Below are 14358 nucleotides of genomic sequence, written 5' to 3'. Positions count from 1 at the left end.
GTGGTACGTTTCAATTTATAATAGCAAATGGAAGGAGAGTGCTTATGTCTTTAACAAATGAACAACAAGAGCGATTTCAAATTTTGCTCCAGCAGTTGCAAATACCAGACGACCTTATAAATCAATATTTACAAGGCGGTGGTATTGAAAGGCTCGTTATTGATAAAGCGAATAAAAGTTGGCATTTTGATTTACAAGTGCCACGTATTTTGCCTACAGAATTATATGAATTGCTAGAAACAAAGCTTAAGCAATCATTTTCTCATATTGCAAGAACAACATTTGCATTAGAAACAGAGAATAAACAATTTACAGAAGAAGAAGTGAGGGCGTATTGGCCGCTTTGTACGGAACGAATTACATTTTCACCTATGTTCGCATACTTAAAGAAGCAGCTTCCACAGGTGAATGGAGTGAAGTTGTTAATAAATGTAAATAACGAGCTGGAGTCTACGGCTTTAAAGAAAAACGTTGCGAAACCAGTAGGGGATCAATACGAAGTTTTTGGATTCCCGCGTTTTCAGTTAGACACACATATACAGCAAAATACAGAAGAAATGCAAAAGTTTCGTGAACAAACGCAGCAAGAAGACCGTGAGCGTGTTATACAAGCTATGGAAGAAATGGCGAAGAAGCAAGCTGAAGAAAGCAGCGTTGTGTATGAAGGACCGATTACACTCGGGTATCTTATTAAGCCAGATGAAGAGATTACACCGATGCGAGAAATTCAAGATGAAGAAAGAAGAAAAACGGTTCAAGGATATGTCTTCCATGTAGAAACAAAAGAGCTTCGTAGTGGGCGTACGTTATTAACTTTAAAAATAACGGATTATACGGATTCTATTATGATCAAAATGTTCTCGCGTGACAAAGAAGATATTCCAATGCTGCAATCCTTGAAAAAAGGAATGTGGGTGAAAGCGCGTGGTTCTGTTCAAAACGATACATTCGTTCGAGATTTAGTAATGATTGCAAATGATATTAATGAAATAACAGGACCGTCTCGTAAAGATAAAGCACCAGAAGGCGAAAAACGAGTAGAGCTGCATCTCCATACTCCGATGAGTCAAATGGACGCTGTCACTCCAGTTTCTAAGCTTGTTGCTCAAGCTGGTAAATGGGGACATGAGGCTATTGCGGTTACAGATCATGCCGTGGCTCAGTCCTTCCCAGAGGCGTATTCTGCAGGGAAGAAGGCTGGTGTTAAAGTTATATATGGTGTAGAAGCAAATCTAGTTAATGATGGTGTACCGATAGCGTATAACGAAGCGCATCGTTTACTTGCAGAGGAAACGTATGTTGTTTTCGACGTTGAGACGACAGGTTTATCAGCTGTATACGATACAGTCATTGAGTTGGCTGCCGTAAAAGTAAAGGGTGGCGAAATTATTGATCGCTTTGAATCTTTCGCAAATCCACATCAACCATTATCAGCGACGATTATTGAATTGACAGGTATTACGGATGATATGTTAACTGATGCACCTGAAGTGGACGAAGTGTTTAAAAAGTTTGAGGAATGGATGGGCGACCATACACTTGTTGCCCATAACGCGAGCTTTGATATGGGCTTTATTAACGTAGGTTTTAAAAAGGCTGGACTAGAAAAAACGAATAATCCAGTTATTGATACGTTAGAACTTGCACGATTTTTATTCCCAGAAATGAAAAATCATCGATTAAATACGATGTGTAAAAAACTTGATATTGAATTAACACAACATCACCGTGCGATTTATGATACAGAAGCGACGGGATATTTACTTGTGAAAATGTTGAAAGACGTAATTGAAAAGGGATTTGAATATCACGATCAATTAAATGATAGCATGGGACAAGGGGATGCGTATAAGCGTGGCCGTCCAAGTCATATGACGTTACTTGCCACATCAGATGTTGGATTGAAAAATTTATATAAACTTGTTTCATATTCTCACCTTAATTACTTTTACCGTGTACCACGTGTGCCGAGATCACTATTAAAAAAATATCGTGAAGGGATTTTAGTAGGAACGGCTTGTGATAAAGGTGAAGTGTTCGAGGCAATGATGCAAAAGGCACCTGAAGAGGTAGAAGAAATTGCCCAGTTCTATGATTACATTGAAGTAATGCCTCCAGAGGTGTTGCGTCATTTAGTAGAACGTGAGCTTGTTCGAGACGAAGGTCAATTAAAAACAATTATTTCTAACTTAGTAAAACTAGGTGAGACGTTAGATAAACCAGTTGTTGCTACAGGAAACGTGCATTATTTAGACCCTGAGGATGCGATGTATCGTAAAATTTTAGTCAGTTCGCAGGGCGGAGCCAATCCGTTAAATCGACATTCATTACCGCCAGTACATTTCCGTACAACTGATGAGATGTTAGAATGTTTTTCATTCTTAGGTGAAGACAAAGCGAAAGAAGTTGTTGTAACAAATACACAAAAGATTGCGTCATTAATTGGTGATGTGCATCCAGTAAAAGACGATCTATACACACCGAAAATTGAAGGTGCTGATGATGAAACGCGTGATATGAGTTATAAAATGGCGCGTAGCATTTATGGTGAAGAGCTACCGGAAATTGTAGAAGCACGTTTAGAAAAAGAATTAAAAAGTATTATTGGGCATGGATTCGCCGTAATTTATTTAATTTCACATAAGCTTGTGAAAAAATCGTTAGTAGACGGATATCTAGTAGGTTCGCGTGGATCGGTAGGGTCATCATTTGTTGCAACGATGATGGAAATTACAGAAGTAAACCCATTACCACCACACTATGTATGTCCGAAGTGTAAGCAATCAGAATTCTTTAATGATGGTTCTGTAGGTTCTGGTTTTGACTTACCAGATAAAGAATGTCCTGCTTGTAATATTCCATATGTAAAAGATGGACATGACATTCCTTTCGAAACGTTCCTTGGATTTAAAGGAGATAAGGTGCCCGATATCGATTTGAACTTCTCCGGGGAATACCAACCACGTGCCCATAACTATACGAAAGTCCTGTTCGGTGAAGACTATGTATATCGTGCAGGAACGATTGGTACAGTTGCGGAAAAAACTGCTTACGGATATGTAAAAGGTTATGCAAATGATCATAACTTAACGATTCGAAATGCAGAGATTGATCGCTTAGTAGCAGGGTGTACCGGTGTAAAACGTACAACAGGACAGCATCCAGGCGGTATTATCGTTGTGCCAGATTACATGGATATCTTTGATTTCTCACCAATACAGTACCCAGCTGATTCAATTGGTGCTGAATGGAGAACAACGCATTTTGATTTCCACTCGATTCATGATAATTTATTAAAACTTGATATACTAGGACACGATGATCCGACCGTTATTCGTATGTTACAAGATTTAAGTGGTATTGATCCGAAAACAATCCCAACGGATGATCCAGAAGTAATGAAAATTTTCTCTGGTCCAGAATCGTTAGGGGTAACGGAAGAGCAAATTAACTGTAAAACAGGTACACTTGGTATACCAGAGTTTGGTACAAAATTCGTAAGACAGATGTTAGAAGAGACAAAACCGACGACATTCTCAGAGTTAGTCCAAATTTCTGGACTATCACATGGTACTGACGTATGGCTTGGTAATGCAAACGAGTTAATTTATAACGGTACATGTACGCTGAGCGAAGTTATCGGTTGTCGTGATGACATCATGGTATATTTAATCTATCAAGGTCTAGATCCATCATTAGCCTTCAAAATCATGGAGTCGGTTCGTAAAGGTAAAGGTGTACCGGAAGAATGGGAAGAAGACATGAAAAATAATAATGTACCAGGTTGGTATATTGATTCATGTAAGAAGATTAAATACATGTTCCCTAAAGCCCATGCGGCTGCTTACGTACTTATGGCTGTACGTATCGCATACTTTAAAGTACATTTTGCACTGTTATTCTATGCCGCATATTTTACAGTTCGTGCAGATGATTTTGATGTAGAGGCAATGGCGAAAGGTTCAGCATCTATACGTGCAAGAATTGATGAAATTGCTCAAAAGGGACTCGATGCTGCGCCGAAAGAGAAGAGTTTATTAACAGTACTAGAAATGACACTTGAAATGTGTGAGCGTGGATACTCATTCCAAAAGGTGGATTTATACCGCTCACATGCAACAGAATTTATTATTGATGGAGACACATTAATTCCTCCATTTAATGCGGTACCTGGTCTTGGTACAAACGCAGCTTTAAGTATTGTGGAAGCACGTAAAAATGGAGACTTCTTATCAAAAGAGGACTTGCAGCAGCGTAGTAAGGTTTCGAAAACAATTATTGAGTATTTAGATAGTCAAGGTTGTTTAGGAGATTTACCGGATCAAAACCAGTTATCACTGTTCTAGTAGGTAGGAAAAGTCTTTGCAAATCAACATTTCCTATGATATACTATTAACCGAGATAACCATGTCATGTATATTGTGTAAAGAAAAGAGTGGGGAAACCCACTCTTTCGTGTTACTATCTATGTTTTCTCTACGTAGATAGGTAAAAGATTTCTGTCGTATATACATATTTTGTTACAAGTTTTACTTCTTAAATTTGGTAATACTAAGACAGATAATCCCTGCTGAACAGCAGGGGCTTTTGTTAGCTAACGAGAAAGAATAAGATAGACCGTTTTTAAAGTGGCGGGGTCTTCTTCTTTTAAATGGTACATGACGGCAGGAAGGAGGCTGTTTATGGATAAGAAAGTCACAGAAGTTGTAGAAGCATTTGCGCAGCCGATCGTTGAAGAGTTAAATCTTGAACTTGTAGATGTAGAGTATGTGAAAGAAGGACAAGACTGGTTCTTACGCGTATTCATCGATTCTGAAAAGGGAGTCGACATTGAAGAATGCGGTGCGGTAAGTGAACGTTTAAGCGAAGCTTTAGATAAAGAGGATCCAATTCCTCATCTTTACTTTTTGGATGTATCATCTCCTGGAGCGGAACGCCCATTAAAGAAAGAAAAAGACTTCCAGCAAGCGGTAGGAAAACAAGTGGCAATTAAAACATATGAGCCGATTGATGGTGAAAAGATGTTTGAAGGAAAACTGCTTTCTTACGATGGTACAACAATAACATTATTATTAACAATTAAAACACGTAAAAAAGAAATCCAAATTTCGATGGATAAAGTCGCAAATGCGCGACTTGCTGTTACGTTTTAGTTAGAAGGGGGATCTTCATGAGCACTGAGTTATTAGATGCTTTGCTCGTATTAGAATCTGAAAAAGGCATTAGCAAAGACATTATTATTGATGCGATTGAAGCAGCTTTAATCTCTGCTTATAAGCGCAATTTTAATCAAGCACAAAACGTTCGTGTGAGCTTTAACCCAGAAGTGGGAACAATTCAAGTTTTAGCACGTAAAGACGTAGTAGACAATGTGTTTGATCCACGTCTTGAAATTTCTGTAGAGGAAGCAAGACAAATTAATCCAAACTACCAAGATGGTGACGTACTAGAAATTGAAGTAACACCAAAAGACTTTGGTCGTATTGCAGCACAAACTGCAAAACAAGTTGTCACACAACGAGTGCGTGAAGCAGAGCGCGGTGTTATTTACTCTGAGTTTAGTGACCGTGAAGAAGATATTATGGTAGGTATTGTACAACGTCAAGATGCTCGTTTCATCTATGTAAGCTTAGGAAAAGTAGAAGCTTTATTACCTGTAAGTGAGCAAATGCCTAATGAGCAATACAAACCACATGATCGTATTCGCGTATTCATTACGAAAGTAGAAAAAACGACAAAAGGACCACAAATTTACGTATCACGTACACATCCTGGTCTTTTAAAACGTTTATTCGAAATGGAAGTTCCTGAAATCTATGATGGAACTGTAGAAATTCGTTCTGTAGCACGTGAAGCTGGCGATCGCTCTAAGATCTCTGTATATGCAGAGAACACTGATGTTGATCCAGTTGGTTCTTGTGTAGGACCAAAAGGGCAACGTGTACAACGCATTGTAGACGAATTAAAAGGTGAAAAAATTGACATCGTCCGCTGGTCAAATGATCCAGTTGAATATGTTGCAAATGCATTAAGCCCATCACAAGTTGTTAAAGTACTTGTAGATGAAGAAGAAAAAGCGACAACAGTAGTTGTTCCAGACCACCAGTTATCATTAGCTATCGGTAAGCGTGGACAAAATGCACGTCTTGCAGCTAAATTAACAGGCTGGAAAATTGATATTAAGAGTGAGTCTGATGCGAAACAACTTGGTATTGTAACAGAAGAAGATAGCGTAATCGCATTTGGATTCGATTCAGTGGAAGACGAAATCGAATAGAGGTGATGAGTATGAGCAATCGAAAAGTTCCGTTACGAAAATGTGTTGCAACGCAAGAAATGAAATCAAAACGAGAGCTCGTTCGCATTGTTCGTTCCAAAGAGGGAGAAGTGTCCATTGATTTAACTGGGAAAAAATCAGGACGAGGTGCTTACTTGTCGAAGGACAAGGAGAGCATTCTTCAAGCTCAAAAGAAAAATGTTTTGGAACATCATCTAAAAGCGAAAATCGACGGTTCTTTATATGAAGAGCTTCTTGAGCTTGTTGAGAAGGAGTCGAAATAAGTGTCCGATTGGAAATCGTTTTTAGGACTAGCAAACCGGGCTCGGAAAATTATTTCGGGTGAAGAACTCGTTTTAAAAGAAGTACGAAGTGGCAAAGCAAAACTTGTATTGCTATCTGAAGATGCGTCAGTAAATACTACAAAACGCATCACAGATAAAACTACGTACTACAACGTACCAATGAGAAAGGTCGAAAATCGACAACAATTAGGGCATGCGATTGGGAGAGATGAGCGAGTCGTTGTAGCTGTGTTAGATGTAGGCTTTGCGAAAAAGCTGCGTAGCATGCTCGATACAAATTACCGGGGGTGAAGGTATGAGTAAAATTCGAGTGCATGAATATGCAAAAAAACATAATATCTCAAGTAAAGATCTTATGACAAAACTAAAAGAAATGAATATCGAGGTTTCGAATCATATGACAATGTTAGACGATGAAGTAGTAAATAAATTAGATAATGAATATCAAACTGAAAAACCTTCTGTTGCAGATGAGTTTGAAGTAGAAGAAAAAGTTGTTCGCAGTAAAAAGAACAGCAATAAGAAAAAGAAAAAAGGCAAAGGAAACGAAGACAAACGTCAAGAGAACTTTGCTGGTAGACAACAAACTCAAATTGTAGAAACACCAGATAAAATTACTTTCTCTGGAAGCCTTACAGTAGGAGATCTTGCTAAAAAATTAAGCAAAGAGCCATCTGAAATTATTAAGAAGCTCTTCATGCTTGGAATTATGGCAACAATTAACCAAGACTTGGATAAAGATACAATTGAGTTAATTGCTAACGACTACGGTATTGAAGTAGAAGAAGAAGTAATTGTAAGCGAGACTGAGTTTGAAACATTCATTGATGAGCAAGATGATGAAGAGAACTTAAAAGAACGTCCAGCTGTAGTTACAATCATGGGACACGTTGACCATGGTAAAACAACATTACTGGATTCTATTCGTAACTCAAAAGTAACTGCAGGCGAAGCGGGTGGAATTACTCAGCATATCGGTGCATATCAAGTTGAAGTAAACGATAAGAAGATTACATTCTTAGATACACCTGGTCACGCAGCATTTACAACGATGCGTGCTCGTGGGGCACAAGTAACGGATATTACAATCCTTGTTGTTGCAGCGGATGACGGTGTTATGCCACAAACGGTTGAAGCAATTAACCATGCGAAGGCAGCAGGAGTACCAATTATTGTTGCTGTGAATAAAATGGATAAACCAGCTGCAAACCCTGATCGCGTAATGCAAGAACTAACTGAATATGAATTAGTTCCAGAAGCTTGGGGCGGAGATACTATTTTCGTACCAATTTCTGCAATTCAAGGCGAAGGCATTGACAACTTACTAGAAATGATCCTTCTTGTAAGTGAAGTAGAAGAATATAAAGCAAATCCAAACCGCTATGCAACTGGTACAGTAATCGAAGCACAGCTTGATAAAGGTAAAGGAACTATCGCGACATTACTTGTTCAAAATGGTACGCTTCGAGTTGGAGATCCAATCGTTGTTGGAACTTCATTCGGACGTGTTCGTGCAATGGTAAGTGATATTGGTCGTCGTGTAAAAGTTGCTGGTCCATCAACTCCTGTTGAAATTACTGGTTTAAACGAAGTACCACAGGCTGGAGATCGTTTCATGGCATTTGCTGATGAGAAGAAAGCTCGTCAAATTGGTGAATCACGTGCACAAGAAGCGTTAGTTGCACAACGTGGTGAGAAATCTAAATTAAGCCTTGAAGATTTATTCCAACAAATCCAAGAGGGCGATGTAAAAGAAATTAACTTAATCGTAAAAGCAGACGTACAAGGTTCTGTTGAAGCGATGGCAGCATCACTTCGTAAAATTGATGTTGAAGGCGTAAAAGTTAAAATCATTCACACTGGTGTAGGTGCGATTACAGAATCTGATATCATTTTAGCTTCTGCATCTAATGCAATTGTAATTGGATTTAACGTACGTCCAGATGTGAACGCGAAGCGTACAGCTGAATTAGAGAACGTTGATATTCGTTTACACCGTATTATTTATAAAGTAATCGAAGAGATTGAAGCAGCTATGCAAGGTATGCTTGATCCAGAATTCGAAGAAAAAGTAATCGGTCAAGCAGAAGTTCGTCAAACGTTTAAAGTAACAAAAGTTGGAACAATCGCAGGTTGTTACGTAACAGACGGTAAAATTACGCGTGATAGTGGCGTACGTATTATCCGTGACGGCGTAGTAATTTTCGAAGGACAACTTGATACGTTAAAACGTTTCAAAGACGACGTAAAAGAAGTTGCACAAAACTATGAGTGTGGTATTACAATTGAGAGATATAATGATCTTAAAGAAGGGGACATCATTGAAGCGTACATTATGGAAGAAGTGAAGCGATGATTATCGCTTCACTCTCATTCGAGTGTATGATTTACGATGTGCATTCTTTAAAAGAGAAACGTGCAATTTTACAACGTGTGTTAACTCGTGTAAAACAGCGCTATAATGTAGCTGTTTCTGAAGTTGGGCACCAAGATGTATGGCAACGTACAGAAATTGCAGTTGTTTCCGTATCCTCAAATCGTGTTATCTGTGAGAAAGAAATGAATCGTGTACTTGAGTACATCGATTCATTTCCTGAAATTGAACGTACAATAACACATTTGGAATGGTATTGAATGAGGTGAAGAGTTATGAAATTACGTGCGAACCGTGTGGGCGAGCAAATGAAAAAAGAATTAGGCGACATTATCAGTCGTAAAATTAAAGACCCACGTATTGGATTTGTTACAGTAACTGATGTACAAGTGAGTGGTGATTTACAAATTGCTAAAGTATATATTTCTGTTTTAGGTGATGAAGAACAGAAAGAAAATACTTTAAAAGGTTTAGCGAAGGCAAAAGGCTTTATTCGTTCAGAAATTGGCCAACGTATTCGTCTTCGTAAAACACCAGAAATTACCTTTGAGTTTGATGAGTCTATCGGATATGGTCATCGAATTGATACACTTTTACATGAAATTAATAAAGACGGTAAACGTGAAGAATAATGGATAGACATTTGTCTATCCATTTTTTCAATGCAAAATAAGTTTTGGATATTTACTACGAGAGAATTATGATGAGGTGAACATATATGGAAGGTGTAGTATTATTACATAAGCCAAAAGGCATGACATCACATGATTGTGTATTTAAATTAAGAAAGATATTGCGAGAAAAGAGAATTGGTCATACGGGAACATTAGACCCTGATGTAACAGGAGTATTACCAATTTGCGTTGGAAGAGCAACGAAAATTGCACAATTTTTAACAAGTGAAACGAAAACATATGAAGGTGAAGTAACATTAGGGTTTTCAACGACAACTGAAGATGCTTCTGGTGAGGTTGTTGAAACGAAAAATGTAGATCGTACTATTACTCGTAAGGAAGTAGAGAAAGTCCTTGCGGAATTAACAGGCACGATTGAACAAATGCCACCAATGTTCTCGGCTGTAAAAGTAAACGGGAAAAAATTATACGAATATGCAAGAGCAGGGCAAGAGGTGGAACGTCCAGTTCGTACAATTACAATTCATGAATTCATATTACTTGATGATCGTGAAGTTTTTGAAGGAGAAAATATTTCATTCCGTTTCCGTGTAACGTGTAGTAAAGGAACATATGTAAGAACGTTAGCTGTAATGATCGGGGAAAAACTTGGTTTCCCATCACATATGTCGCACCTTATAAGAACGGCATCTGGTGAATTTTTATTAGAAGATTGCATATCATTTGAAGAAATTGAAGAAAACGTGCAAAATGGAACAGTAGAGTCTATCTTCATTTCAATTGATGAAGCATTAAGTAAGTTTCCAAAAATGGTTGTAGATGAAAAGCAAGCAGAGAAAATAAAGAATGGTATGTTCTTAAAAAATGAATTAGAAATAACAGCACCATTTATTACAGTGTTTGATAAAAATGATCGTTGCTTAGCAATTTATGAACATCATCCGAAACATCCTGGTATGTTAAAGCCGATGAAAGTACTTGTGAATAATCAAGAACTAAAGCTATAATGAATTATTGGAAGGATTATTACAGAAAAAGGTGAATTCAAGCGTGAAACTTATTCATTTAACTCATCCACATGAACAAAATAAATTAGAATTACCACCTACTGTAATGGCATTAGGATTTTTTGATGGCATTCATTTAGGACATCAATGTGTAATTCGAACTGCGAAAAAAATAGCGGACGACCGAGGATATAAAAGTGCAGTTATGACATTTCATCCTCATCCATCTGTTGTTTTAGGAAAAAAGGATGCGCATGTGGAGTATATTACACCGATGCGCGATAAAGAAAAAATAGTCGAAAGCTTAGGAATCGATATATTATATGTAATTAAATTTGATGAATCATTTGCAGGGTTATTACCGCAACAATTTGTAGATGATTATATTATTGGTTTAAATGTAAAGCATGTAGTAGCAGGGTTTGATTATTCATATGGACGTTTAGGAAAAGGAAAGATGGAGACTTTACCATTTCATGCAAGAGGGGAGTTTACACAGACTGTGATTGAAAAAGTTGAATTTCAAGAAGAGAAAGTAAGTTCTACAGCATTACGAAAGTTAATTCGAAATGGCGAAATGGAGCAAATTCCATCTATTTTAGGTAGAGCCTATACTGTAGCGGGAACAGTTATACACGGCGACAAACGTGGACGTCAAATTGGTTTTCCAACAGCTAATGTAGGTTTAAGTGATGAGTATTTATTGCCACCTGTAGGTGTTTATGCAGTGAGATTAAAAGTTCACGGTGAATGGTACGATGGTGTATGTAATATTGGATATAAACCGACTTTTAAAGAAGATGAGCGTCAATTATCAATTGAAGTGCATTTATTTGAATTTAACAAAGATATATACGATCAAAATGTTACAGTAGAGTGGCATATGCGTATAAGAGCAGAAAAGAAATTCAACGGTATTGATGAGTTAGTTGAACAAATCGCAAAAGATAAGAAAACAGCCCAAGAATATTTTGTGAGCGAAAAGAATATACTTGCTTTTTCAAATGAAAAGTAGTATTCTATGTTATGTACTTTATGACAACCATTGCTTGGCATTGCGACTCACCGACGCTTGCTAGGTAATTGGGGGTTTAATTAATAGGAGGTGAAATAGGATGGCTTTAACACAAGAGCGTAAAAATGAAATCATTGCACAATTTAGAACTCATGAGACTGATACTGGTTCTCCAGAGGTTCAAATTGCTGTCCTAACGGAGCAAATTAACACTCTAAACGAGCACTTACGTACTCACAAGAAAGATCATCATTCACGTCGTGGTCTATTAAAGATGGTTGGTAAACGTCGTAACTTACTAACTTACCTTCGTAATAGCGATATCACACGTTACCGTGAATTAATCACAAAGCTTGGCTTACGTCGATAGTCAAAGAAGCGGGAATATTCCCGCTTTTTTGTTAGGTAAAAATATATCTTCTACGCTTTATAGCTTACTTAATTTTAGGCAATACTAGAGGTAGAATATTGTGATATACTATCCATTTACATAGAAGAATTGAATACTTTAAATTGAGAGGGGTACTTAAATGAGTCAAGAAAAGCAAGTCTTCTCGATAGATTTAGCTGGTCGCCAGCTAACAGTTGAAACTGGTCAGCTTGCAAAACAAGCGAACGGAGCAGTATTAGTAAGATATGGCGATACAGCGGTTCTATCTACAGCAACTGCATCAAAAGAAGCAAAAAATGTAGATTTCTTCCCACTTACAGTAAACTATGAAGAGCGTTTATATGCAGTCGGAAAAATTCCTGGCGGTTTCATTAAACGTGAAGGTCGTCCAAGTGAAAAAGCAATTTTGGCAAGTCGTTTAATCGACCGTCCAATCCGTCCACTTTTCGCAGATGGTTTCCGTAACGAAGTACAAGTTGTCAGCATCGTAATGAGTGTTGATCAAGATTGTTCTTCTGAAATGGCAGCTATGCTTGGTTCTTCATTAGCGTTATCGATTTCAGATATTCCATTTGAAGGTCCAATCGCGGGTGCAACAGTTGGTCGTATTAACGGCGAATTCGTTATCAACCCAACAGTAGAACAGCAAGAACAAAGTGATATTCACCTTGTTGTAGCTGGTACGAAAGATGCAATTAACATGGTTGAAGCAGGAGCAGATCAAGTGCCTGAGGAAACAATGTTAGAAGCAATTATGTTTGGTCATGACGAAATTAAACGTCTAATTGCATTCCAAGAAGAGATTGTACAAGCTGTAGGTAAAGAGAAATCAGAAGTGAAACTTTATGAAGTTGACGCTGATCTTAACCAAGCTGTACGTGAAATGGCTGAAGAAGATATGCATTCAGCAATTCAAGTACATGAGAAACATGCACGTGAAGATGCAATTAACGAAGTGAAAAAGCGTGTTATTGAGCATTACGAAGCGCAGGAAGCTGACGCTGATACATTAGGACAAGTAAATGAGATTTTATATAAAATTGTAAAAGAAGAAGTACGTCGTCTTATTACAGTTGAAAAAATCCGCCCAGATGGCCGTAAAGGTGACGAAATCCGTCCATTAGCATCAGAGGTTGGCATTTTATCTCGTACACACGGTTCTGGTTTGTTCACTCGTGGACAAACACAAGCATTAAGTATTTGTACATTAGGTGCATTAGGCGATGTGCAAATTTTAGATGGTCTTGGTGTAGAAGAATCAAAACGCTTTATGCACCATTACAATTTCCCATCATTTAGTGTTGGTGAAACTAGACCAATGCGTGGACCAGGTCGTCGTGAAATCGGTCACGGTGCACTAGGAGAACGCGCACTTGAGCCTGTAATTCCATCTGAAAAAGATTTCCCATACACAGTACGTCTTGTATCTGAAGTTTTAGAATCAAATGGTTCTACTTCACAAGCAAGTATTTGTGGTAGTACTTTAGCAATGATGGATGCTGGTGTTCCACTTAAAGCTCCAGTTGCAGGTATTGCAATGGGTCTAGTTAAAACTGGTGAGCATTACACAATTTTATCTGATATTCAAGGTATGGAAGATCATTTAGGTGATATGGACTTTAAAGTAGCAGGTACAGCACAAGGTGTAACTGCACTACAAATGGACATTAAAATCGATGGTCTATCTCGTGAAATTTTAGAAGAGGCATTACAACAAGCGAAAGTTGGTCGTGTGCACATTCTAAATCATATGTTATCTGTTATTCCAGAGCCACGCACTGAATTATCAGCGTACGCTCCAAAGATTATTACAATGACAATTAATCCAGATAAAATCCGTGACGTTATCGGACCGAGCGGTAAACAAATCAATAAAATTATTGAAGAAACTGGCGTTAAAATTGACATCGAGCAAGATGGCACAGTATTCATTTCTTCAATAAACCAAGAAATGAACGACAAAGCTAAGAAAATTATCGAAGATATCGTTCGCGAAGTACAAGTAGGTGAAATCTACGAAGGAAAAGTGAAACGTGTTGAGAAATTCGGTGCTTTCGTTGAATTATTCAGCGGTAAAGATGGATTAGTTCACATTTCTGAACTTGCACTTGAGCGTGTAGGTAAAGTAGAAGACGTTGTAAAAATCGGTGACGTAATTACGGTTAAAGTTATCGAGATTGACAAGCAAGGTCGTGTTAATCTATCTAGAAAAGTATTGCTAAAAGAAGAGCAAGAAAAAGAAGCTGCTAAAGAAGAAAACAAACAAGAGCAGCAATAAGCGAAAGCCAGTTTAACTGGCTTTTTTTGTTATGTAAAAATATGATTTATATATATTTTTATGTCAGTATAGGTAT

The 14358-nt window shown here is 37.8% G+C and carries 12 protein-coding genes; all 12 read left to right on the top strand.

The genetic code is table 11. The features are described 5' to 3' along the window. The first annotated feature begins 44 nt into the window (after positions 1-44). The 12 genes from ABWK52_RS00060 to pnp all read left to right on the top strand — a co-directional run bounded on the left by ABWK52_RS00060 (position 45) and on the right by pnp (position 14282). Positions 45-4346 (top strand): PolC-type DNA polymerase III, encoded by a 4302-nt coding sequence (locus ABWK52_RS00060; protein WP_000060005.1) that lies wholly within the window; start codon positions 45-47, stop codon positions 4344-4346. A 336-nt stretch (positions 4347-4682) separates the two neighbouring features. After that, complete coding sequence (gene rimP, locus ABWK52_RS00055) at positions 4683-5153, top strand: ribosome maturation factor RimP (protein ID WP_000359096.1); 471 nt, start codon at positions 4683-4685, stop codon at positions 5151-5153. Positions 5154-5170: 17 nt separating this feature from the next. Further along, positions 5171-6277: a transcription termination factor NusA gene (nusA, locus tag ABWK52_RS00050; protein ID WP_000102604.1), complete on the top strand. Its 1107-nt coding sequence runs from the start codon at positions 5171-5173 to the stop codon at positions 6275-6277. A gap of 11 nt (positions 6278-6288) precedes the next feature. Beyond that, on the top strand, positions 6289-6561 hold the full coding sequence (rnpM, locus tag ABWK52_RS00045; RefSeq protein WP_000071127.1) for an RNase P modulator RnpM: 273 nt from the start codon (positions 6289-6291) through the stop codon (positions 6559-6561). Then, entirely contained in the window at positions 6562-6873 is a 312-nt protein-coding gene (locus ABWK52_RS00040) for a YlxQ family RNA-binding protein (RefSeq protein WP_001286524.1), read from the top strand. Between the two features lie 4 nt (positions 6874-6877). Beyond that, positions 6878-8938, top strand: coding sequence for a translation initiation factor IF-2 (gene infB, locus ABWK52_RS00035; protein WP_000036343.1), 2061 nt, complete (start codon positions 6878-6880; stop codon positions 8936-8938). Then, entirely contained in the window at positions 8935-9216 is a 282-nt protein-coding gene (locus tag ABWK52_RS00030; protein WP_000582367.1) for a DUF503 domain-containing protein, read from the top strand. The genes infB and ABWK52_RS00030 overlap by 4 nt, the downstream gene beginning before the upstream one ends. 15 nt (positions 9217-9231) lie before the next feature. Continuing rightward, the gene (rbfA, locus tag ABWK52_RS00025; protein WP_000776437.1) at positions 9232-9588 is read left to right on the top strand and encodes a 30S ribosome-binding factor RbfA; all 357 of its coding nucleotides are present in this window, start codon (positions 9232-9234) and stop codon (positions 9586-9588) included. An 86-nt stretch (positions 9589-9674) separates the two neighbouring features. Continuing rightward, positions 9675-10598, top strand: coding sequence for a tRNA pseudouridine(55) synthase TruB (gene truB, locus ABWK52_RS00020; protein WP_000399348.1), 924 nt, complete (start codon positions 9675-9677; stop codon positions 10596-10598). Between the two features lie 43 nt (positions 10599-10641). After that, a complete protein-coding gene (gene ribF, locus ABWK52_RS00015) occupies positions 10642-11613 on the top strand; it encodes a bifunctional riboflavin kinase/FAD synthetase (protein WP_000766704.1) in 972 nt (323 codons plus the stop codon). A 100-nt stretch (positions 11614-11713) separates the two neighbouring features. After that, on the top strand, positions 11714-11983 hold the full coding sequence (gene rpsO, locus ABWK52_RS00010; protein WP_001229392.1) for a 30S ribosomal protein S15: 270 nt from the start codon (positions 11714-11716) through the stop codon (positions 11981-11983). 160 nt (positions 11984-12143) lie between these two features. Continuing rightward, positions 12144-14282 (top strand): polyribonucleotide nucleotidyltransferase, encoded by a 2139-nt coding sequence (gene pnp, locus ABWK52_RS00005; protein ID WP_000076737.1) that lies wholly within the window; start codon positions 12144-12146, stop codon positions 14280-14282. The last annotated feature ends 76 nt before the right edge of the window (positions 14283-14358 follow it).

Source organism: Bacillus sp. AP50 (assembly GCF_040492675.1).
Classification (GTDB): domain Bacteria; phylum Bacillota; class Bacilli; order Bacillales; family Bacillaceae_G; genus Bacillus_A; species Bacillus_A cereus.
Note: the sequence above shows the minus strand (reverse complement) of the source record. Positions and strands in the feature narration are given on the sequence as shown.